The 22,164-nt window shown below is 69.1% G+C and carries 15 protein-coding genes; 7 read left to right on the plus strand and 8 right to left on the minus strand.

The features are described 5' to 3' along the window. Positions 1-706: 706 nt before the first annotated feature. Positions 707-2,164, minus strand: a complete 1,458-nt coding sequence (locus WMF46_RS04735; protein ID WP_437984497.1) for a PQQ-dependent sugar dehydrogenase — start codon at positions 2,162-2,164, stop codon at positions 707-709. Between the two features lie 104 nt (positions 2,165-2,268). Here WMF46_RS04735 and WMF46_RS04740 point away from each other — a divergent pair, with 104 nt between their 5' ends. The 3 genes from WMF46_RS04740 to WMF46_RS04750 are packed head-to-tail and all read left to right on the plus strand — an operon-like array spanning position 2,269 to position 5,321. Then, a complete protein-coding gene (locus WMF46_RS04740; RefSeq protein ID WP_437984498.1) occupies positions 2,269-3,027 on the plus strand; it encodes an EboA domain-containing protein in 759 nt (252 codons plus the stop codon). A gap of 50 nt (positions 3,028-3,077) precedes the next feature. Then, positions 3,078-3,935, plus strand: a complete 858-nt coding sequence (locus WMF46_RS04745; protein ID WP_437987854.1) for a TatD family hydrolase — start codon at positions 3,078-3,080, stop codon at positions 3,933-3,935. Positions 3,936-3,947: 12 nt separating this feature from the next. Next, positions 3,948-5,321 carry an alkaline phosphatase family protein gene (locus WMF46_RS04750; RefSeq protein ID WP_437984499.1) on the plus strand — a complete coding sequence of 458 codons (1,374 nt, stop codon included), beginning with the start codon at positions 3,948-3,950 and terminating at the stop codon, positions 5,319-5,321. A 59-nt stretch (positions 5,322-5,380) separates the two neighbouring features. Here WMF46_RS04750 and WMF46_RS04755 read toward each other — a convergent pair whose 3' ends face one another. The 4 genes from WMF46_RS04755 to WMF46_RS04770 form a co-directional block, all read right to left on the minus strand. Then, a complete protein-coding gene (locus WMF46_RS04755; RefSeq protein WP_437984500.1) occupies positions 5,381-6,760 on the minus strand; it encodes a hypothetical protein in 1,380 nt (459 codons plus the stop codon). A gap of 374 nt (positions 6,761-7,134) precedes the next feature. Beyond that, on the minus strand, positions 7,135-8,016 hold the full coding sequence (locus WMF46_RS04760; RefSeq protein ID WP_437984501.1) for a UbiA family prenyltransferase: 882 nt from the start codon (positions 8,014-8,016) through the stop codon (positions 7,135-7,137). Further along, positions 8,013-9,530, minus strand: a complete 1,518-nt coding sequence (gene eboE, locus WMF46_RS04765) for a metabolite traffic protein EboE (protein WP_437984502.1) — start codon at positions 9,528-9,530, stop codon at positions 8,013-8,015. The genes WMF46_RS04760 and eboE overlap by 4 nt, the downstream gene beginning before the upstream one ends. Next, a complete protein-coding gene (locus tag WMF46_RS04770) occupies positions 9,527-10,861 on the minus strand; it encodes a 3-dehydroquinate synthase (RefSeq protein WP_437984503.1) in 1,335 nt (444 codons plus the stop codon). Before WMF46_RS04770 ends, eboE begins: the two co-directional genes overlap by 4 nt. 283 nt (positions 10,862-11,144) lie before the next feature. Here WMF46_RS04770 and WMF46_RS04775 point away from each other — a divergent pair, with 283 nt between their 5' ends. The 4 genes from WMF46_RS04775 to WMF46_RS04790 all read left to right on the plus strand — a co-directional run bounded on the left by WMF46_RS04775 (position 11,145) and on the right by WMF46_RS04790 (position 17,015). After that, complete coding sequence (locus tag WMF46_RS04775) at positions 11,145-11,756, plus strand: polysaccharide biosynthesis/export family protein (RefSeq protein ID WP_012233507.1); 612 nt, start codon at positions 11,145-11,147, stop codon at positions 11,754-11,756. A 2-nt stretch (positions 11,757-11,758) separates the two neighbouring features. Beyond that, a complete protein-coding gene (locus tag WMF46_RS04780; RefSeq protein ID WP_437984504.1) occupies positions 11,759-13,240 on the plus strand; it encodes an oligosaccharide flippase family protein in 1,482 nt (493 codons plus the stop codon). A 277-nt stretch (positions 13,241-13,517) separates the two neighbouring features. After that, positions 13,518-14,852, plus strand: coding sequence for a nucleotide sugar dehydrogenase (locus WMF46_RS04785; protein WP_437984505.1), 1,335 nt, complete (start codon positions 13,518-13,520; stop codon positions 14,850-14,852). 468 nt (positions 14,853-15,320) lie between these two features. Further along, positions 15,321-17,015, plus strand: a complete 1,695-nt coding sequence (locus tag WMF46_RS04790; RefSeq protein ID WP_437984506.1) for a SpoIIE family protein phosphatase — start codon at positions 15,321-15,323, stop codon at positions 17,013-17,015. A gap of 121 nt (positions 17,016-17,136) precedes the next feature. Here WMF46_RS04790 and WMF46_RS04795 read toward each other — a convergent pair whose 3' ends face one another. From WMF46_RS04795 to WMF46_RS04805, 3 genes are all read right to left on the minus strand, one after another. Continuing rightward, positions 17,137-18,576 (minus strand): hypothetical protein, encoded by a 1,440-nt coding sequence (locus WMF46_RS04795; protein ID WP_437984507.1) that lies wholly within the window; start codon positions 18,574-18,576, stop codon positions 17,137-17,139. Between the two features lie 88 nt (positions 18,577-18,664). After that, positions 18,665-20,527 carry a hypothetical protein gene (locus WMF46_RS04800; RefSeq protein WP_437984508.1) on the minus strand — a complete coding sequence of 621 codons (1,863 nt, stop codon included), beginning with the start codon at positions 20,525-20,527 and terminating at the stop codon, positions 18,665-18,667. Beyond that, on the minus strand, positions 20,520-22,076 hold the full coding sequence (locus WMF46_RS04805) for a GumC family protein (RefSeq protein WP_437984509.1): 1,557 nt from the start codon (positions 22,074-22,076) through the stop codon (positions 20,520-20,522). Before WMF46_RS04805 ends, WMF46_RS04800 begins: the two co-directional genes overlap by 8 nt. Between the last annotated feature and the right edge of the window lie 88 nt (positions 22,077-22,164).

Below are 22,164 nucleotides of genomic sequence, written 5' to 3' on the forward strand. Positions count from 1 at the left end.
TGTCCGCCGTGGTGCTCAGAGATCACGTTCTCGTAAGGGCCGTATTTGACCAGCTTTTGCTCCTCCGGGTCAATCTCGTAGCCAAATACGAGCTGCGCGTTGCCCAAAATGTATGGATCGTTGGGGGCGGGTGATGTCGTCGCTCGATGACACACATCGCACCCGACCCCCTGGCCGTCGACGATACCGTCCAGGCTCGTATCGGGGTCGAACGCCGACCCGTCCGGAGGCGTCGCGCGCCCGCGTACGAAGCCGATAGGGGAGTGGCAGCGTATGCAAAACGTGCCAACTCCGGGCGCGTCCTGGTTGGCGATGGTGAGGGCAGCGATGAAGACGGGATCGCGCCACGCATTGGCCATCATGGTGCCTGCCCATGTATCGGACGGCATGTAGTCCTTAGACTGTGGTGGATCTGTATTAGGTAAGGCCCGGTGGCAGCCGGTGCATGCCTCGGCGGAGAAGAAATCTCCGTTGTTCGGCAGATCTCCGGGCTTGGTCCCCTGGAGATCGTCGATCCCACCGGCAGCGTCTCGGCTCAGCAGCCCGAGCGCGAGGAGCAGCCCCCAAGCAGTGGTGTTCCCCCGTGTGCTCAGCATCGATCCCGTCCTCTTTCTCACCTGGTTTCTCTGCTCGATGTGCTCTGTCCGAAATGCCTCAGCTACCACCCTCTCCGCGCTGGCGGAGTGACTCTGGCGCTACACCCCGATCATTCAGGATCGATGCGGAACAGCCGTCCGCTACCGTCGACTCCATAATCAACCACGTAGAGCTCCCCGGCGGCGTCCTCTCCGAAGGACGCGAGCGCTTGCAGCGTATCCGCGCTCTCGAGATCAGTCGTGAGAGGCCTCTCTCCCAGCTTGCTGCCGTTCTTCCAGACGAAGCTATGAATGCGGTTGGAGGAGAAATCGCCATAGATGTAAGTGCCACGCAGCGCGGGGATCCTGCTGCCGCGGTACACATACCCTCCAGTGATTGACCCGTCGCCGGTGCCGTGCCCATGCACCGCGACAGGCGGTGTGTGATTTGCGAGTTGGCAGTTCGTCTGGCTCGGCGGGTAGCAGCCGCTCCCCTCGAAGATGCTCCATCCGTAGTTCTTGTGCCCTTGGCCGCGTGGCTCGACGTTGATCTCTTCGACCGATTTCGCCCCCACGTCGCCGATGTAGAGGTCACCATTGCAGCTATCAAAGCTGAACCGCCATGGATTGCGGAGGCCGTAGTCCCAGATGTCCGGATCTCCACCGGCGAGGTTTCCGGCGGGGGGAGTCGGATATGTGTCGACGTTGATCCGTAGGATCTTGCCGTACTTCACGTCGATATTCTGACCGTTCTTGTCCGGGTCCTGCGTGTCGCCTTCGCTGCCACCATCGCCGACGCCGACGTAGAGCATGCCGTCGGGCCCGAAGGCGACCATGCCGCCGTTATGGTTCTTTCGCAGCACCCGTATCGAGAGAAGCTCGTTTTGCGCCTGCGGGGCGGCTCGGTCCGGGTTGCTCTCTGAACGCCTGTACTCTCGAAGAACCAGCAAGTTGTTCGTCGTGTTGAAGTAGAGGAAGAACCGGCCGTTGGTCGCATAGTCAGGGTGAAACGCAAACCCCAGGAGTCCACGCTCGTCGGCTTGCCACTCGACCTGCTGGACGTCGTCGGTGATATCAAGGAATGGAGTGCTCTGCAGTACGCCGCCGGTGACGAGGCGGATCGTTCCACCTTGCTCCAGCACATACAGCCGGCTGGCGTCCTTCGGCTCGCTCGTCACGAAGAGGGGCTGATGCAGACCACGTACGACTTCCGTCAGCTTAAGCGGCGGCACGGTCCCGCCCGGCTCGTCGCACTCGATCGTCCCGCTCCCGCCGGCACCGGAGCCGGAGCTGGTTGCAGGGCCGGCCCCGGCTCCGTTGCTCGTCGTCGTGCCCGGGCCGCTGGTGCTGCCGCTGGTGCTGCCGCTGGTGCTGCCGCTGGTGCTGGTGTCCGAGCCGGTTCCGCTGCTCGTGGGGGCGCCGGTCGAGGTGCCGCCGCCGGAGCCCGTTGTACCGGGACCGGATCCTCCCCCGCCTCCTCCGCCTGCGCCGCTCTCGCTACCGCCGCAGCCATTCAGGGTGAAGCCGAGCCCGAACAGGGCGGCTGCGATGGGCATAAAAGGAAAAAGGAAACGCTTCTGGTCCATCATGCAGTAGGACACTATCCGAACAGCGCGCCCCTTGGTATAACTTTCCACCGCTCGGCGACGTCGGCATCTTGCGGCAGGCGCCCGGACCGGCGGGCACGACTACAATGCAAGACGCTTCCCTACTGCTGTTTGGAATTCTATCGCGCCGGATTCCGTCGGCGGCGCGCTCCTGGCTGGAGCGCGTCGAACGGGTGACCGGGACCGGTGCGGGTCTCGGCGGCACGCCCGACGCGCGGGAGAGCGAGTCGTCGACGTGGTTCGATCTCGACCGCTTCCTCGCGACGTTCACTGCGGCGGTACGCGTGCTCGGTAGGGGGCAGCTCGGGCTTCACCCCGACGAGCGGGATGCCCTGGAGGCTGCCGGTGTCGCCGGGGTGGTCGATGGCCGGGCGCTGGATGAGCTCGGCCGTGTAACGATGCTGGCGCAGGTTTCGAGGCGCCTGCCCGCACCGGAGCTCGAGTCGCTGCTCCGTGTTTGTTATGAGCAGGGAGATGGTCGGGAGCGGCAGGCGCTCTTGCGGGCACTGCCGTTCTTGACCGAGGCAGAGCGCTTCGTTCCGCTCGCGGTCGAGGCGTGCCGAACGAATGAGCTGCCCATCTTCGAAGCGATCGCCTGCGAGAACCCCTACCCGGCTGCCTATTTTCCCGATCTCAACTTCAACCAGTTGGTCCTCAAGGCCATGTTCATGGGCGTGGCGCTCGCCCGCATCATCGGGCTCGGCCGACGGCGATCGGGCGAGCTCGCCAGGATGGCGGAGGACTTCGCGAGCGAACGGAGGGCGGCTGGCCGGAGCGTACCGGCCGACATAGGCTTGCTCTCTCTGGACCACGAGCGTGAGCGCGCCACGCGGATTCCCGAGTGAAGCGGCGCGCTGCGGAGGGACTCTTGAAGCTATTCGATCCCCATATCCATATGACATCGCGGACGACGGACGACTACCAGGTGATGGCCGCGGCCGGCATCGTGGCCGTCCTCGAGCCGGCGTTCTGGCTCGGTCAGCCGAGGACGCACGTCGGCTCGTTCGAGGACTACTTCGCGTCCCTGCTCGGCTGGGAGCGCTTTCGGGCCAGCCAGTTCGGCATCCGTCACTTGTGTACTCTGGCGCTCAATCCGAAGGAGGCCAATAACCCTCGCGTGGCGCAAGATGTCATCGATCTACTGCCGCGTTACCTCGACAAGGAGGGCGTGGTCGCAGTCGGCGAGATCGGGTTTGACGACATGACGCCCGAGGAAGAGAAGTACTTCGCCCTTCAGGTCGAGCTCGCGAGGGAGCACGAACTTCCCATCCTCGTACACACGCCGCACCGTGACAAGAAGCGGGGAACCGAGCGGACGCTCGCCGCGGTGCGAGAGCTTCGGTTCCCCGAGGAGCGCGTGCTCATCGATCACAATAACGAGGAGACGCTGCCGCTCGTGCTCGCGTCCGGCTGCTGGGCGGGTCACTCCATCTACCCGAACACCAAGATGGACGAAGACCGGATGGTCGCGCTGGTCAAGAAATACGGTGCGGAGCGGATGCTGATCAACAGCGCCGCGGACTGGGGCGTGAGCGATCCCCTGAAAGTGCCGAAGACGGCGGCCCGGATGCGTGAGAATGGGATTGCGGATGAGGTGATCGAGCGCATTGTCTGGAAGAATCCGCTCGCATTCTTTGCCCAGAGCGGCCGGCTCGACCTCGCGGAGTTCGGCGAGGCGCCCGCGGTGGACCAGCGCACCCTGTTCGAGGGCAATTCAGTCTTGCGTGGGCAGGCCCCTGTCGTGCAGCGCTGATCGGGCACACGCATGCACCGCACCGTCGTTCTCAACGTCGTCGGGCTCACCGGGGAGCTCCTCGGTGAGGCCACGCCGAATCTGAAGCGCCTCGCTCAGGAGGGCGCCATGCGCCCTCTGCAGACCGTGCTACCAGCGGTCACGTGCACGGTCCAGTCGACCTTCACGACAGGGCTCCTCCCCAGCGGTCACGGCGCTGTGGCGAACGGCTGGTATTTTCGCGACATCGCCGAGGTGAACTTGTGGCGCCAGGCGAACCAGCTCGTGACGGGTGACAAGATCTGGGAGGCTGCGCGCCGGCGCGACCCGGCGTTCACCTGTGCCAAGCTGTTCTGGTGGTACAATATGTACAGCTCGGCGGATTATGCAGTGACGCCGAGGCCGATCTACTGGGCGGACGGGCTCAAGTTGCCCGATATCTGCACTGAGCCCTCCTCATTACGCGATGAGCTCGTGCACCGGTTGGGCGAGTTCCCTCTCTTCCATTTCTGGGGGCCGAACGCGGACATCCGGTCGACAGAGTGGATCGCGCGGTGCGCGCGCCATGTGTACGACACGCGTCGTCCCACGTTGACGTTGGTCTATCTGCCGCACCTCGACTACAACCTGCAACGCCTCGGCCCGGGCGACCCAGCCATCGAGAAGGATCTCAGAGCGGTGGATGCCGTTTGCGGGGAGCTCATCGAGCACGTGCGCAAGGACGGGGCGCGGGTGCTGGTGCTCTCCGAGTATGGCATTACGGCTGTGACCGGCGCTGTGCACATCAACCGGGCACTGCGGGAGCAAGGGCTCATTCGCGTGCGCGTCGAGCGTGGCCTGGAGAAGCTGGATCCGGGAGCCTCCGAGGCGTTCGCGGTGGCTGACCACCAAATTGCGCACGTCTACGTTCGACGCCCGGAGCGGATCGACGAGGTAAAGAGCCTGCTCGTGAAGCTGCCTGGCGTGGACTTCGTCCTCGACGGCGAGGACAAGCGCGCCGCCGGGCTGGATCACCCGAGATCAGGTGAGCTCGTCGCCGTCTCCAAGAAGGACCGATGGTTCACGTACTATTATTGGACGGATGACAGCAAGGCCCCCGAGTTCGCGAGGACGGTCGATATCCACAGGAAACCAGGCTATGACCCCGTGGAGCTCTTCGTCGACGCGGGCCTGCGTCTCCCGCCGGTCCACGTCGCGTGGAGGCTACTCAAGAAGAAGCTCGGTTTCCGCTATCTGATGGATGTCATCCCGCTGGACGCTTCGCTCGTGAAGGGCTCTCACGGTCGCTTGACCGAGAGCGCCACAGAGGGGCCGCTCGTGGCGTCGACCGATGCGTCCCTGTTGCCGAACAGGAGCGTTCATGCAGCGGACATCAGGGAAATCGTCCTGAGCCACATCTTTGACTGATCGCTGACGAACTGTCGGGGTGCGGCCTACCGGTCGGCTCGTGCGGCAACGCGAGGCGCTCACTTGCCGAGCTTCGCGATGAAGAGAGATTTGTCTACTATGGGTTGCGGGCCGGTCCCAAAATCGATGGTCGTGCTTTGGTCCGTGGTGTTGACCCCTCGTCCTGCGATGGCGGTTCCGCCTCCGGGGTGTGTTTCGGCGGCCCCTGCCTGTCCCGCGCCGAGAGGCTTGAGAGGGAACCACCTTTTCCAGACCGTTCTTCCCTCGGGGTCGAGCTTGATGACTATGGGCGAGGGCATCTCTTCCACATACAGTATCTCGCCGTCGTCGATTCTAACTTCATACGCCACAGTGCCGAGCACGATGACATTGTTGTTCGCGTCGGTGCTGATGCTCGCCGTCGTGATGTCCCCTCTGAAGCCGCGACTCCATCTGTGGTTTCCGGTGATGTTGAACTGCGCTGTGAACGCCATTTGGCTCCACTCTGGAAGACTGCCGCCCCCGAAATCGGTGGGATGTTCGTAGGCGCCTGTTACAGAGATGTTGCCGAGCGTGTCGACGCTCAACGCGGTCGGCTCAGCATTGGCGAAGCCGCGGGCCCAGGCAGGGCTTCCGTCCCTGTTCAGATTGACGAGGAACATTCCGTTGTCGAGCGCCGGTGAGAGAGAGCCGAACTCGATTCTCTGAGCGAAATTTCCGGTGATGATGATGTTGCTGCTCGAGTGAACGGCGAGCCCGGTCAAGGTGTCGTCCCCTTGACTCTTGAATCGCTGGACCCATCCGCCGTCCGCTGCGCTGCTGGCCCCGGTCTCTCCGTCGAGCCTCGCCACGTAGATGTCGTACGCCTCCGCGGGATAGGTGGTGAACTGGTCATCGCCGAACTGGAGGGTGCCAGCGAAGTGTCCAGCGAGGATCACGTCGCCGTCGGGCATGATATTGACCTTTGGATGACCTGCCACGAAGCCGGAATCGCCCGCCGGAGATCCGCCGATGCCCTTGCTCCACAGGTGGTTCCCGTCGCTGTCGAACTTCGCGACGAAGATGCCCGGGCCCACGTCGTCATCGCCGAGGTTCAAGCTGCCGGTGTTGATCCCTGTGACGATGACGTTGCCCGCGTTGTCGACGCCCACGGACGTCGCTTCCTGGGCCAGCGGGGCGCCGATCTGGCGGCTCCAGCGATGGTTTCCGGCGCTATCGAAGGAGACGATGAAAGCATCTAGGCCAGAGTCGTCGTCGTCGGAGCCGACCAGCGGCTCGGGTCCGAACTGTATCGAGCGCGCGAACGAGCCCGCCGCGATGATGTTTTCTTCACTGTCGAAGGCTATCGAGTGGATGCTTGCAGCGCTGCTAGGTGTATCGAACGTCTTAGCCCACAGCGCACAGTCAAACCCATCACAGTTCTCGTCCTCGGTGGAGGCGCAGCTCTCCTGTTGGGGCACCACCTCGTCCTGGCAGGCGCTCCAGGCCTCGCCTTGGCTGTCGCACGTCCGGGTTCCGGGGCGGCATAGCCCACTCTTCGCGGTGCTAGGCGGGCCACTGTAGCATTGCTCCGATGTGTCAGGGGGGCACGCATTTGAGCCGCCATTCCCGCCAGAGCTCTGGCTTCCTGAAGTGGAAGCGTCCTCGAAGTCGTCAAGCCCGAGGAGGAGCCCGCACCCGGACCCGACGAGGACGAACGCCAGAAAACCGGCCTGTTTCATTCGGGGGCGATATGTGGACATGTGCGCGTCTCTCCTGTGACTCACGTATTCTTCCGAAACTCGGGCTGATGCTCCGTCGGGAAGGTAGGGCGTGGCCCCTTCTTACCTCTTCCTCACGTCCCCCTGACCACCCGCTGCAGCGCCAGTGTCAGCGGAAATCCCAGCATCGCCAGCGCCGCCGCGCCGCCGGCGCCCGGCGCGCCGCTCCTCGCGATGAGCACGGCATCCAGCAGCGATATCCCTGCGATGAGCGTCACCACGGCGCGCGGGATCCGGTCCTTTCGCGTCCCCCGCAGTAACCTCACCGCGTGGATCACGCAGCCAGCGAGCGCCCCGTACGCGATCGTCCCCATTATCCCCGTGAGCGGCGCGCCGAGCGTCGCCAGGAACGGGACCGCCATGAAGCCGAGCGCCCAGAGGCTGCGCACCGCCAGCAGGTTCTCCTGCTTCGCGATCGCGGTCAGCCCGATCAGATAGAACAGAAGCGCCACCCCCCCGGCGAACACCGCGCTCCCGAGTTGGCCCCCTGCCGCGAACGCCGCCGTCACATAGACCAGCACGCGGCACGCCCCCATCAGCACCGGGCTCAGCGGGTTCCCCTTGTGCCAGGCATCGTAAAGCACGATCGCCCCGGCGAGCAGCGCGCTCGCCAGGGCGGGCGCCATCCCCCGGCTCGCCATATAGGCATGGCCGCCGACGATCAACACCCCCGCCCCGAGCAGGCCGTAGCCGACCGCGAACACCTCCCGGGCGCTCACAAGCCCGGATGGGATCGGCCGCTCGGGCCGCTCGCGCGCGTCGATCTCCCGGTCGAACGCGTCGTTCAGGAACATGCCGCCCACGTACATCAGCGACACCGCGAACCCTACAAGGGCCACCTCGGGCGCCCGCGGCGCAGACCCCGACAGGGCCATGCCACAGAGCACGTTCGTCCACACCGTGGGCAGGTTCGAGACGCGGCCGAGCCGCAGGTACACCCGTGCGCGCGAGCTCATCGCCCTGCCCCCGGTCGGCTATCCGCTCGGCCACCGGAGCCCGCGCCGACTTCGCTGTCCGCTCGCCCAGCGGAGCTCGCGCCGACTTCGCGGCCACCCCCGACCTCGCGGCCACCCCCGACTCCACGGCTTGCGCCGAGGCCTTTGCCCTCGCCGACGCCTCTGCCCTCGTCGGCGCCCACGCTTCCGTTACCCACCATCCGCTCTTCCACCCAGCAGAGCTCCCTTGCCACCGCCTCGACCAGTCCGCCTCGGCGCTGGTCCTCCGGCAGTACATCCCAGGTGTAAGTCTCCACCTCGAGGTGCTGCGTCGCTGGCGAGTCTCGCAGGTGCGACAGCAGCGCCGCCAGCTCCGGCTGCGTCGTCGCGAGCGCGCCCTCGAGCTCCCGGAAGATCGGTACGTGGAAGTGGACTCGCCACTCCTCCGGCCGCGCCCCGGGCGGCGCTGCGGTCCCGCCGTCGAGCGCCGCCAGCGCCTCGGGCAGATCCAGGTAGCGGACGAGCTCGCCACCGCCTGGGCCCCCACGCCGCTCGACCACCTGGTGCAGGTAGACGACGTCCGCCGCATACGCGCGGAGCCTCGCCATCGTCGCCGGCTCGCGCTCCGCCACGCGGGCGCGCAGCCCGGCGCTGAGCTGCACCTTGTGCACGCCGATGCCCGCCGCGCGGAGCGCCGCGAGCGACGCGGGGGCGTCCTCGAACTCCACCGCCATGTGGCACGCGTCGAAGCAGAGGCCGAGGTGGCTCCGGAGCGCCTCCTCGGCGTCCGGCAGGCTCATCCCGGCCAGCGCCGACAGCTCGCGCGCGCGCTCCGGCGCGAACACGTGATCGGTGAAGAAGCCGATCGCCTCGGGCGTCGTCTCGAGGAAGCAGCACGGCTCCGGCTCGAGGGCCAGCGCGATGTGCTTGCCCGTGCGGCGGCGGATCTCGACGAGGTGCGCCGCGTGCTCGACGAGCCGCCGCGCCATCGCCTCCGCGTCGCCCGGCGTGCGCACCCGCGGCCTGAACGCGCCGGGCACCGTGCTGACGCTGCCCATCAGGCCCTCGTCCGCCGGCAGCAGCTCGGCGAGGAGCGTCGCCAGGAGATCGCTGTACGCGAGCCGCTCCTGGTCGAGCCAGTCGGGCAGGTACACGCGCTCCTTCACCGGCGCGCCGTGGAACCGGCCGTAGGGGAAGCCGTTCAGCGTGAACACGTAGAGGCCGTTCCGCTCGAGAAAATCGCGGAACGCGTCGAGCTCCGCCGGCTCGGCGAGCTCCGCCGCCGCCCTCGCCGAGAGCCGCAGCCCCACCCCGCACCGGCGGCGCGCGCTCGGCCCGAGGCCCTCCGCCCCGCTGCCGCCTCCGCCGCTTCCGGCGCCTCCTCCGTGCAGCGCCCCTTGCTCCCCGCCGGCCGCGCGCGACCAGATCGCGAGCAGGTGCGTCTCGAGGCTCTGCTTCACCTCCGACCACGTCTCGCCCGCGTGGATGTTCGTGCAGTACGTGAGGTGCGGCGCGCCCGCGCACGCGAGCCTCATGATTGCGCCGCTCCCGTGACCGCGCCCGCCGCTCCCGTGACCGCGCCCGCCGCTCCCGTGGCCACGCCCGTCGCTCCCGTGGCCACGCCCGTCGCTCCCGTGGCCGCGCCCGCCGCTCCCGTCGCGCCGATCGCCGCGAGCGCGCCCCGCCTCCCGGCGCGCTCGCGCAGCCGCGCGATCGCCGCGACGATGTGCCGCTCCTCCATCGCGTGCACCTCGCGGGCGCGCCCCACGTCCTCGAGCAACGTCACCGTGAGCTCCCCGCCGAGGTGCTCGCGGAACTCGTCCAGCCCATCGAGCACGCAGAGCCGCTCGCCCCGCTCCCCCCGCTCGCACGTGCGCGTCAGCGCGAGCGCGTCGTCCCACAGCGTGAAGCCGAGCGCCTCGAGCGCCGCCACCACCGCGGCCGCCGTCGCCTGGCTGCACAGGCCGGCCAGCTCGGCGTACAGCGTGTCGATCGCGATCCCGATCGCGACCGCCTCGCCGTGGCGGAGCCTGTGCTTCGTGAGCGACTCCAGCTTGTGCGCAGCCCAGTGCCCGAAGTCGAGGGGCCGCGCGCTCCCGAGCTCGAACGGGTCGCCCGCGCTCGCGATGTGGTGGAGGTGGATCTCCGCCGAGCGGCGCACCAGCTGCGCGAGCGGCGCGAGCGACCCCGACGCGAGCGCGGGCGCGTGCTCGGACAGCCACGAGAACAGCCGCGCGTCCCGGATCAGCGCGACCTTCACCGCCTCCGCCATCCCCGCCACCTTGTCGCGCAAGGGCAGCGTCTCCAGGAAGCGCGGATCGATGAGCACCGCGAACGGCGGGGCGAACGTGCCGAGCAGGTTCTTCTTCCCGAACGCGTTGACGCCGTTCTTCACGCCGACCCCGGAATCGGCCTGCGCGAGCACCGTGGTCGGGATCCGCACGACCCGGACGCCTCGGTGCACCGTCGCCGCCGCGTAGCCGACCATGTCGAGCACCGCGCCGCCTCCGACGATCATCACGAACGACTGCCGATCCATCCCCAGCGCGTCGAGCCTCGCCTGCAGCGCCGCCGTCGCCGCGCCGTCGTTCTTCGCCGCCTCGCCGCCGGGCACCACGATCGGCTCGGCCGCGAGCGTGAGCAGGTCCGGCCGCGCGCCCACGTACCGCGCGATGTCGTCCGCCAGAGACGGCCACGCCGCCGCGACGCCGCCGTCGATCACCGGCAGCACGCGGTGACGCCGGCGCGGCTCCTTCGCGGCGATGGCGGCCGCCAGGTCGGCGTTGCTCGGCGAAAAGACGCCCTCCGTGAAGTAGACGGGGTACTCGAAGGGGACCGCGATCCGTTGCAGATGAAGCAGCATCAAAGCCGACTTTCGAGAGAGGTCATCGGCCCGTCAAGTTGGTTCCTCGCGAGGATCCCGCGTCTTGCGGCGGTACGAAAACTTCCCCTTGGCGGCGGACGGCCTTCCTGCAATGCTGGCGCCGCTCGGTGAATCGCGCCGCCGTACGGCCGAGTTCACCTCGTTCCCTGTGAACGCCCCGTGATCGCCCCTTGATCGCCGCGTGATCGCAACCCCGTACCGCCTGACATCCTCCTCAATGCAGACGCCCATGGAAGGCACAACCCGTCCCACGAAACGGTCCTTCATGCGAGGAGTGCTTCTGACGGCAGCGGCAGGGCTCGCCCTCGCCGCGTTCTCCGCCGGGTGCGCGCCGACGTACGTCTACAACCCCGCGAACTACGCGAAGGAGTACGACCCGCGTAAGCACGAATACACGATCGGGGTAGGGGACCAGATCCGGATCAACGTCTGGCGCATGGCCGACCTGTCGAGCGAGGCGCTCGTCCGGGCCGATGGCGTCATCACGATGCCGCTCATCGGCGACGTCTACGTGGCCGGAAGGACCCCGACCCAGGTGCGCGAGGAGCTGAAGAAGCGGCTCTCCGAGTTCGTGAAGGACGAGACGGCCGTGATCACCGTCGCCGTGACCGGGATCAACAGCTACCGGTTCGTGGTCAGCGGCAACGTCGCGCGCGCCGGCATCTTCGCCTCCAACTACTTCGTCTCCGTCTCCGAGGCGCTCGCGCTCGCCGGCGGTCCCAACCAGTTCGCCTCGACGGATCAGATCCTGCTCATCCGCATGGATAGCCCGGGCAAATTCCGGCACATCCCCATCAACTACGACGAAATCGCCTCGCGCAAGCGGCCCGAGCAGGACCTCGTGCTCAAGGCCGGCGATACCGTCTTCGTGCCCTGATCGTGGCCGGCTCCTCCGCGCTTGCCCGAAAGGCGGTCCTCGGCGCGGTCTGGACGATCGCGACCGGCCTCGGCTCGCGCGTGCTCGGCCTGATAGGCACCCTCGTGCTCACCCGGTTCATCGCGCCGGATGTGTACGGCGAGGTCTCGGCAGCGTCCGTCGTGATCATGACGGCGCACTTCATGTCGAGCCTCGGGACCGGCCAGTTCATCGCGTCGAGGCCCAACCTCGACCGCCAGATGGTCTTCAACGCGACCGTCTATTTCCACGTGGCGGGCCTCATCGCCATCGCCGCCGTGTACCTCCTCCGGGAGCCGATCGCGGTGCACCTCGTCGGCGCGCCCGGGATGCTCGAGTTCATGCCGGGGCTCATCCTCGCGATGTTCATCGATCGGCTCTGGTACGTCCCCGATCGCCTGCTCATCCGCGAGATGCGCTTTCGCAGCGTCAGCCTCCGGAACGCCGCCGGCGAGCTCACCTACACCGCGGCGTCCGTCTCCCTCGCCGTGCTCGGCTGGGGGGGGAACGCCATCGTGGTCGCGACGCTCCTGCGCGCCGTCGTGCGCGTGGTGACCACGGTCCCGGCGGTGAAGCTCGCCGAGTGGCTGACGCCGAGCCCGCTGTCGCGCGAGAAGGCGCGCGAGCTGTTCGCCTTCGGCATCCCGCTCAACTTCGGGTCGCTGGCGAACTTCGGGGCTTCCAAGTGGGACAACCTCGTCATGATCCGCCTGTTCGGGGAGCAAGTCGGCGGGCTCTACAACCTCGCGTGGAACCTCGCCGACATCCCGGCCTCCCAGGTCGGCGAGCGCATCGGCGACGTGCTCGTCCCGTCGTTCGCGAAGCTCGAGCCGGAGCAGCGCAAGGCGGCGCTCGTCCGCGCGCTCACGCTGCTCGCGCTCCTCATCTTCCCGCTCGCCGTGGGCCTCGGCGCGGTCGCCCCGACCATCCTGAACGACACGTTCTTCAACGAGGCATGGGAGCCGGCCGGCCCGCTCCTCGCCGTGCTGTCCGCGCTCGGCGTCACGCGCCCGATCGGCTGGGTCCTGTCCTCGTACATGCAGGTCTACGGCCGGACGCGGACGATCATGGTCCTGGAGTGGCTCAAGGTGGCCGCGATCGTCGGCGGCATCGCGCTGCTCGGAACGATCGGCGGCGTCCTCTGGGCCTGCGCCGGCGTCGGCGTCGCGTTCGGGGTGCACGCCCTGGCGAGCCTCTGGGTGGTCAAGCGCGCCGATGGCGTCCCGTACCTGCGGCTCCTGCGCCCGCTGGTCCGCCCGCTCGTCGCGTGCCTGCCCATGGTCGCCGCGGTGCTCGCCGTTCGCTACGGCATGCGGTCGCTCCACGACCTGCCCCGCGGGTGCCGCCTTGGCGCCGAGGTGGTGGTCGGCGGGCTCGCCTTCGTCGCCTCCGCGCTGGTCATCGCGCGGAAGGCATCGCGGGACTTCCTCCAGCTCGCACGCGAAGCGGTCCACCGCCGTCGTTAAGGCGTTTCCTGAATGTCACCGATCGGCGTGACGAGCGAAGCGCGCGCAGCGAGCGAGATGAGTGCGGTGAGAGCAACACGCGTAACGAGCGTGGCCAGCGTAACGAGCGTAACGAGCGTGCGGACCGCAACGAGGAGCACCTTTCCCCTCCGAACGTTGGGGCCCCACGCGACACTCGAGCGAAATTGAAGGGCCTGTGGTAGCGTCGGGCCCCTCTCTTCGAAACTGGGTCGGGATCCGCATGGCGGCTCCCGTCCACCACTGGAGATAAAAGGAAATGGCAGAGACGCATCCCCCTGCGGTCGAGAGCTTCCTGGCCAAGATCAACTCCCGCGAAGCCCAGGTGGGCATCATCGGCATGGGTTATGTCGGCCTGCCGCTGGCGCTCACGTTCATCGAGAAGGGCTTCCGCGTGCTGGGCTTCGACGTGGACCCGGCGAAGGTCACCGCGCTCAGCGAGGGGAAGGGCTACATCAAGCACCTCGATCCCGCGCGCATCGCGGCGGCAGCCAAGACGGGCCGATTGGAGGCGACGGCGGACTTCTCGCGGCTCGGCGAGCCCGACGCCATCCTGATCTGCGTCCCGACCCCGCTGACGGCCCAGCGCGAGCCAGACATGAGCTACGTCGTCGGCTCCGCCCAGAAGATCAAGGAGCGGCTGCGGAAGGGGCAGCTCATCGTCCTCGAGTCCACCACGTATCCCGGCACGACCGATGAGCTCGTCAAGGGCATCCTCGAGCAATCGGGCCTGCGCATGGGGCAGGATTTCTACCTCGCCTTCTCGCCCGAGCGCGAGGATCCGGGCAACCGCGATCACAGCACCGCGACCATCCCGAAGGTCGTCGGCGGCGTCGATCGCGCGTCGCTGGCCCTCTCGGTGGCGCTCTACTCGCAGGCGATCGCGCGCGTCGTGGCCGTCTCCTCGGCGCGCGCGGCCGAGGCGGCGAAGCTGACCGAGAACATCTTCCGGGCCATCAACATCGCCCTCGTGAACGAGCTCAAGGTCGTCTACGACGCCATGGGCATCGACGTCTGGGAGGTGCTCGACGCCGCGTCGACCAAGCCGTTCGGCTTCATGCGGTTCAACCCCGGCCCGGGCTGGGGCGGCCACTGCATCCCGCTCGACCCGTTCTACCTCGCGTGGAAGGCGCGCGAGTACGGCGTGTCCACCAAGTTCATCGAGCTCGCCGGCGAGGTGAACGTCGAGATGCCGCACTACGTCGTCAACAAGCTCCAGCTCGCGCTGAACGAGCGCGGCAAGGCGCTGAAGGGCACGAAGGTCCTGCTGCTCGGCGTCGCCTACAAGAAGGACATCGACGACCCGCGCGAGAGCCCCGCGTTCGAGATCATCGAGCTCCTGCGCAAGCTCGGGGCCGTGCTGAGCTTCCATGACCCGCACGTGCCCAAGCTGCCGCGCATGCGCACCTGGCCGCATCTGCCGGAGCTCTCGTCCGTCCCCCTCAACGAGGACACGCTCAAGAGCCACGACGCGGTCATGATCGTCACCGACCACTCCGTTGTCGATTACGATCTGGTGCTGAACCACGCCGCCTTGATCGTCGACGCCCGTGGCGTCTACCGCGCGGCGAACCCCAAGGTGGTCAAGGCCTGACAGAGGGCGAGGGCGCCCCGAGCGGTGCGGGCAGGCGTCGCACGCCAGCGCGGCGGTCCTGGTGACCAGGCATCCAGCGGCGGCGTCCTTGCCGCGTCGCCGCTGGCCCCGTGGCGTGTCGCTCAATTCCCGCGCTGTGGGCGGCGCGCCGTGGGCATCGCCGTGGCGCCCACGCCACGGCGCGGGCGCCACGGCGGAGCTCCTGGGTGACTCCTCGGCAACCGCGAGGGGCTCCGCGTGTCCTCGCGACCTCGTAGCCGCGTCACCTTGTATCCGCGTATCCTCGTCACCACGTATCCTCGTGACCCGTAGCGCCGTAACCCGGTAACCCCGTAACCCCGTAACCGATGCAGCTCTTGCCGAGCTCGCGAAATCGCGAGCATCCCCTTGATGTCAGGGCGCCGGTTCGGTACCCATCAAAGACGGTCCATGTCCACGCCGCCGCCCATGGTCGGGCCAGGTCGAACGATGTCGCCTGCAGATGACAGCCTGGGCCCTGCGCCGTCGAGCTCGGATTGGAAGGGCCACCTGGAGATCCGGCTCGGCGATCTCCCGGGGACGCGACGGCCGCTGACGGAGTCCCACATCGTCATCGGCAGGGCGCCGGGCGTTCAGCTCACGCTCGACCACTACACGGTCTCCCGGCGCCATGCGGAGCTCTTCTGCGATCCGTTCGGCCGGTGGTGGATCCGCGACCTCGGCAGCACCAACGGAACGCTCGTCAACGACGAGCGGATCAACGAGAAGGTGCTGAAGCCGGGCGATCGCATCGGGATCGGCGACTACATCCTCGAGTTCCAGCTCACGGCGCGGGCCCCCCGCGTGCCGATCGACCCGGGCGGCCTCCATTTCGAGGAGGACAAACCGACCGCGATCCGCAAGCTCGGTGAGCTGGACCCGCCGCGGATCGCGGCGAAGCACCTGTTCACCCTGATGGACCTGTCGCGGCGGCTCCTCAGCATCGAGGACGCGACGGATCGGTTCGACGCGCTCTGCCAGCTGATGGTCCGCGAGGACTTCCACGGCAGCATGGCGCTCGCGCTGCGGCTCCGGCAGAACGGCGCGCTGACGATCCTGTCCGGGCCGCACCGCCCGTTCCAGTCGCTCCGGCGCGAGGACTCCGTCGCCCCGCCGTACATCTCGCGCCGCGTGCTCGCGGCGGTGCAGGACACGCGCGAGCCGGTGCTGGCCGGCAACCTGGTGAGCGACAGCGCCACGGTCGAGCTCACGATGTCGCGCGACGTCATGGCCCTCTGGGTCGTGGCCTGTCCGCTGCGCGTCGAGGAGCAGCTGATGAACCTGCTCTACGTGACCCTGCCGCCCGACTTCGGCAGCGTCGAGTGGCTCGGGCTCATCGCGCTCGCGGCGGAGGTCTATCAGCAGGCCGAGTCGGCCTGGGAGGCGCGGCGCCACGCGCAGGCGCACGCGGCGATCGAGCGCGAACTCGAGATGGCGCACCAGATCCAGCGGACCTTCGTCCCGAAGCGGCTGGAGTTCAAGGCGCTGGACGTGGCGCTCGGCTTCGAGCCGTGCCGGTGGGTCGGGGGCGACTACGTGGACATCGTCCCGATGCCGGACGGCCGCATCATGCTCGCCGTGGCGGACGTCTGCGGCAAGGGGCTCCAGGCCGCGCTCATCGGCTCGAGCGTCCACACGATGGTGCGCGCGACGGTCGACGCCGGCCGCGGGATCACGGGCATGATGGACCGGCTGAACGCCTACCTCTGCGAGTACCTGCCGGAGCACTCGTTCGTCACGATGGTGGCCGTCGCCCTCGACCCCGCGACCGGCCGCATGGAGTGCGTCAACGCAGGGCACCCGCCGGCGCTGGTGGCGACCGCGGAGGGCGGACTGCGGCACCTCCAGGCGGCCGTCAACCCGGCGCTCGGGGTCGGCCTGGTGCCGATGGAGGCGCACCAGAGCGTGCTCGCGCCGGGCGAGGTGCTCGCGATGTACACCGACGGGCTCACCGAGCTGCGCAACTCGTCGAAGCAGATGCTCGGCCTGCACGCGCTCGGCACGGGCTTCGCCAAGCTCTGCGCCACCAGCGCTGGCCGCCCGGTCGCGTCGATCGCCGACAAGCTCACGCACATGCTCGAGGAGTTCCGCGGCGACCAGCTGCCCGAGGACGACAGGGCCTTCCTCCTCGCCCGGCGCACCTGAGCGCGCCGCTGGCGACGGTCCGGCGAGACCCCCGAGCGCGCTGCTGACGGCAGCCCGGCGAAACCTCTGAGCGCGCCAAGGGCGGGATTCCGGCTCCGCTGGGGAGCGCGCCCCGTCGCGCTCAGCGAGCGGCGTCGCTCGTGCCGGAAGACGTGGGCGCCTCACCCTCCAGCGGCTCGCTCGGCGTCTCCTGGCGGCGCGTCGCACCGGAAGGGCCTGCAGAGCCGAAGGGCTGGGTCATCAAGATGCGCGAGCCCGGCACCGCCTGCTGCGGGAACGCGCCCGACACGGTCAGGAGGAGCGTGTTCCGGACGACGCGTGTGTCGGGGAGCTTCTCCGTCCTCCCCTCGATCTCCACCGTCCTCCCCTCGGTGCGCTGGTTCCCGTGCTGGTACCGGAGCGCGAGCGCGAAGTCCGGGATGACGATGACGGGGCTCCAGAGCAGCGCGACGTCGGTGAGCACCGCGATCGTGGTCGGCCCCGTGTCGAGGTCTCCCTCCGCGTTCGGCTCGAGGGGCTGAGCGAGCTGCGCGCCGGCCGAGCCCTCGACCGACAGGTGCCAGGCGGGGCGGACGGGCACGGCGGCGCGGAGCGTCAGCATATGGGAGAGCTGGATCTGCTGCAGGAAGACGTTCGGCGTGGCCGAATAGGCGTACGCCAGCTCGGCCGCCTCGCCCCGCTCGTGCGTGTAGCGCAGCGCCGCGAGCCCGGCGGGACGCGCGAGCGACCCAGCGCCGTCCTTCAGGTCCGTCGCGACGACCCCGCCGACGTCGAGCTGGCTCGAGAAGCGGCGCCCGAGGTCGTGCTGCCAGCTTGCCACGAGCGTGCTGACGAGCTGGTCGCGCGACGCATACGTGACCGCGGTCGTGGGATCGGTGTCGACGTTGTCGAAATGGGTGTAGCCGACCGAGAGCGAGAGGGACGCGGCGTCGTGGCGGAAGGCGCGCTGCGCCGTCAGCGTGTTCGCCGCGCTGTACGTGCGCTGCGGGCGATCCCGGAGCGGGTTGTAGACGGCGAACGTCGCGGCCTGCCCGAGCGACCAGACCGGCGAGGGCTGGAACGAGAACCCCTCGTTGAACGACCCCTGCACGAAGTTCGTCGTCCCGCCCTCGGTGCCCTGGAGCGTCGTGGTCCCCGGCGTCTGCTCGAGCTGGAACGTGTTGAGCTGGCCTTGCGACCCGGACGCCCCGAGCGTCAGCGAGGTCCTCGGCGACGTGACGAAGCGGCCGGTCCACGCGGCCACGTTCGAGTACGAGCTCGCCTCCGAGCGCCGGAAGAAGAGGCTCGTCGAGAACGTGTAGGACAGCGTCTGCGCGGTCCGCGGCGTCGTGTAGGTGAAGATCAGGCCGGGGCTCACGGTCGCGAGGCCGTCGGCCTGGGGACCGGCCGGGGGCTCGGCCGCGGGCTCGGCCTCGGGCTCGGCCGCGGAGGTCACGTTGTCGGTGACGCCGATCGACCCGGTGAAGACGCCGTGGAGGGTTGCGTCCTGCGCCCGGGCGCCGTGGTGGGTGAGGATCGCGCAGCCGAAGGCCGCGACCGCAATACCTCGTCCGGAGCGCATGAGGGCTGCAAGGTAACAATGGAGCCGGCGCTCGGCTACGCCTCCCCGACCTTTCGGCGCAAGGAGGTGAGCGCCGCGCGCCGGCCGTTCAGGCGTCGAGGAGGACGACACCGAGGATGGGCGCCGGCCGGAGCTGCTCGATGGCCTGGCGGATCGCCTTGCGGGTCGACTTCTTGACCAGCGAGGTCAGGACCACGCCGTCCACCGAGTCGCCGATGACGTTCAGGTCCATGCTGCCGAGCACCGGCGGCGTGTCGATGATGATGTACGAGTAGCCCGCGCGCTTGAGGCTCTCGATCGCGGTCGAGAACGCCACCCCGTCGAAGATCGGCGGCCGCTCCGTGCGCGGATCGACGGCCAGGATGTGGACGGGCGTCTGGAGGGCGAGCCTCGCGTCGGGCGACCTGCCGCCCATCGGCGCGGCGTTCCTGTCCGACGACGTCTCGCCGCCGTCGTCGCCCGGCGTCACGGCGGGCGCCGCCTGATCGACGACGACCCAGGGCGCGAACCGGTCGTTGACGTGGCGCTGGAGCTGCTCCGTGAAGCAGCTCGGGGGCTCGAACCGCAGCGCCTTCGCGATGCCGGGCTTGCGGATGTTCGCCTCGACGAGGAGGATCTTCCCGCGGACGGTCTCGCGGAGCGCGAGCGCGAGGTTGATGGCGCACGACGTCTTGCCCTCGCCGGGCCCCGCGCTCGTCACCGCGATGGTGATCCCCGAGCCCGTCGGCAGCTTGCGCCGGAGCGTCCGGTACGCGTCGGCCTGGGGCGAGTACGGCGCGCGGAGCATCACGATGTTCGGATCCACGGCGTCCGGCATCGGCACGGGGCGCACGGTGATCTCGCCCGGGCCGCGCAGCGACTCCTCCGGGAGCAACCCGGCGTTCTCCGGCGTGGTGGGCAGGGAGCGCAGCTGCTCGATGTGCAGCGACGGCGGCTCCTCGAACGTCGGATCCAGCGACTGCAGCTTCGCGTCCACGGCCTGGTGCGCCGGGGTCGACACCACGCGGTTGAAGATCAGGGAGGGCGGCGAGCTGAACGTGCTGGTGAGCGAGCGATCGATCGGCCGCTCGGGCGGCGGCTGCTGCTGCGGCGGCGGCGGCTGATGCGGCTGCGGCACCTCGCGCACCGTCACCTCGCGCGTCGCGGGCGGCACCACGCGATCGAAGACGAGCGAAGGCGGCGAGGGGAACGCGCCGCTGAACGATCGCTCGAGGGACGGCGCTCCCCCCGGGGGCGCCGACGCGTCCCGGACCCCCACGTCGCGCGATGGCGAGGCGATGACCCGCTCGATCGGCACCGGCAGCGCCGGCGAGCTGCCCGGCCTCCCGCCGCTCGACACGAGCCCAGGGCTGCTCAGCGTCGCGCTCAGATCGACGACACGCGCGATCGCGGGGGACGAGCCTTGCCGCTCGGGGCCGGGCGGCAGCGCCGGCGCGGGCATGCCGAGCACCGTCGCGGTACCCGGATGCGCGCGGTGCTCGCCGTGGGCCGCCGCGGGGCCCCCGAGGAAGAGCGCCGTCGCTGGCGACGGCCCCCTGAGCGGCTGCTGCGCGCCGGGGTGAGCGCCCGGCGCCTGCGCGGCGCCGAGGCGCAGCCCCATCGCCTGCGGGTGCTGCGGCGGCGGGGGCAGATCTTGCCGGATGGTCGGCGAGTCGAACGCGGCGCTCGGGTCGTCCTGGCTGGAGCTCGGGCGCTCCGCCGAGACCACGTCCTCCGCGTCGTTCGCGAGGCGCAGGACGCGGGCGATCATCTCCTCGCGCACGTCCGGATCCGGCGCGATCGAGCGCCAGTTGCCGACCACGTTGCGGAGCCGGCGCGCCTCGATGACGAGGGCGCGGACCCGCGCGGTCTGCTCCGCGCGACTCAGGAAATCGCAGACCTGATCGAGCGCCCGCTCGAGGGAAGCGACCGGCGGGGGCTTTCCCGGCTCAGCTCCGCCTGCCTCAGCCACGGCGCCCTCGGGGCGCGCGCGCGGCGGGCGGTACGACGACGAGCACCGGAGCGAGCGCCATTCGATCGATATCTTCCATGTCGTAAACCCGATCGTCGAACACGATGCCACGCGCCGCGGCGGCCGCGATGCCGGCCGCGACGGAGAAGAACAGCCCGCCGATGGCGATGATCAACCGCGACGGGCTCGACGGTGCGCTCGGCCGGTACGCCGGGTCGAGCACCTCGATCTGCGCCGAGTAGCCGCCCTGCTCCGAGCTCGCGGCGATCTCCGCGCGGAACGACTTGCCCTCGAGGTCCGAGAGGCGCTGCTGCGCGCGCACCTTCTCGCGGCTGAGCCGCGACCAGTCGGTCTCGGTGTTGATGATCTGCTTCGCCGCCTCGCTCGCGTCGGCCGCGTTGCCCTTCTTCGCGCCCCTGCGCGCCGCGATCTCCCGCTCGAGAGCGGCGAGCTGGGACTTGATCTTCGCCTTCTCGGCCTCGTCGGTCGCGGGGACCTCCACCACCGGCTCCGGCGGCAGGACGAGCGCCTGCTCGGCGCGCCGCAGCGCCGCCTCGGCGTTGGTCACGCGGGCCGCCGCCGCCCGGACGTCGGGGTGCTGCTCGGTGAAGCGGGACTGCTTGTCGGCCAGATCCCGCCGCGCGGTGGCGAGCTCCTGCTCGGCCTGATCCCGCTGCCGGGTGAGCGCGGGGGAGGGCACCCCGGCGGCGCTCACCGCCGGCTGCTCCGGCTTGCCGGTGAGCCGGCTGCGCAGGCGGGGCACCTGCCGCTCGAGCGCCTCGAGCGTCGGGTCGGTCCCGGTGGCGCGCCGCTCTCGCTCGCGGATGGCGGCGCCGCCCTGCGCGCCGCCGGGCGAGTTCTGCTCGGTGGCGAACTCGGGGTGCTCGGCCAGGAACGCCGCGAGCTCGGTCTCGGCCTTCTCGACGTCCTGCTCGGCGCGCTTCAGCTCGGCGTCGAGGAACTCGTTCGTCAGCTTCGCCTGCGACCTGCGCATGCGGGTCGTCTCCTCGACGAGGATGTCCGCGAGCCGCTGCGTCACCTCCTGCGCCTGCTCGCGCGTCTCTCCTTCGGCCGAGATCGCGAAGGTGTCCTGCGAGCGGGCCTTGAAGGTGATCTTGGCGCGGAGCCGATCGACCGCGTCGACCATGCCCCGCTTCTCGAGGACGTCGGGGAAGAGGTTGAACTCCGTCACGACCTTCTCGAGGTTGGAGCGCGCGAGCAGCGTCTCCTTGAGCCGCGCGGAGAGGGTGCGGAGCGGGTCGGGCCCGTCGGGCCCGAGGTACGTCGCCTTGACGCCCTCGCGGTAGAAGATCACGGTCTCGGAGCGGTACGCGGGCTTCCTCGACTGCACGACGAGCACCGTGAACCCGAGCCCCGCGATCGCGACCAGCACCGCCACGTACCAGTGCGCCAGCGTCCGGTTGATCATCGCGCTGACGCTGGGCGGCTGCGGACCTGCAGGCCGCGCCGCTGCGTCGGCGGGGATCGCCCCGAGCGCCTCCTGGGGCGGGGTAGGCCCGGGGAGCTGCTGGTTCATCTTCTTGTCCATGGTCCCCGCTCCTCGAAGGTTGCTTTGCTCCGCCCGATCCGGAGGACGCGCACCCCGGTCTGGCAGGCTGGTTGGCTATGGTAGACGT

The organism is Sorangium sp. So ce117, assembly GCF_051524395.1.
GTDB lineage: Bacteria > Myxococcota_A > Polyangia > Polyangiales > Polyangiaceae > Sorangium > Sorangium cellulosum_B.

Excerpts from the sequence above, each read along its gene's own strand:
- WMF46_RS04740 (WP_437984498.1), top strand. The coding sequence starts at position 2,269 with ATGCAAGACGCTTCCCTACTGCTGTTTGGAATTCTATCGCGCCGGATT.
- WMF46_RS04790 (WP_437984506.1), top strand. The coding sequence starts at position 15,321 with ATGTCGCCTGCAGATGACAGCCTGGGCCCTGCGCCGTCGAGCTCGGAT.
- WMF46_RS04760 (WP_437984501.1), bottom strand. The coding sequence starts at position 8,016 with ATGAGCTCGCGCGCACGGGTGTACCTGCGGCTCGGCCGCGTCTCGAAC.
- WMF46_RS04785 (WP_437984505.1), top strand. The coding sequence starts at position 13,518 with ATGGCAGAGACGCATCCCCCTGCGGTCGAGAGCTTCCTGGCCAAGATC.
- WMF46_RS04775 (WP_012233507.1), top strand. The coding sequence starts at position 11,145 with ATGCGAGGAGTGCTTCTGACGGCAGCGGCAGGGCTCGCCCTCGCCGCG.
- WMF46_RS04745 (WP_437987854.1), top strand. The coding sequence starts at position 3,078 with ATGACATCGCGGACGACGGACGACTACCAGGTGATGGCCGCGGCCGGC.
- WMF46_RS04750 (WP_437984499.1), top strand. The coding sequence starts at position 3,948 with ATGCACCGCACCGTCGTTCTCAACGTCGTCGGGCTCACCGGGGAGCTC.
- WMF46_RS04795 (WP_437984507.1), bottom strand. The coding sequence starts at position 18,576 with ATGCGCTCCGGACGAGGTATTGCGGTCGCGGCCTTCGGCTGCGCGATC.
- eboE (WP_437984502.1), bottom strand. The coding sequence starts at position 9,530 with ATGAGGCTCGCGTGCGCGGGCGCGCCGCACCTCACGTACTGCACGAAC.
- WMF46_RS04805 (WP_437984509.1), bottom strand. The coding sequence starts at position 22,076 with ATGGACAAGAAGATGAACCAGCAGCTCCCCGGGCCTACCCCGCCCCAG.
- WMF46_RS04735 (WP_437984497.1), bottom strand. The coding sequence starts at position 2,164 with ATGATGGACCAGAAGCGTTTCCTTTTTCCTTTTATGCCCATCGCAGCC.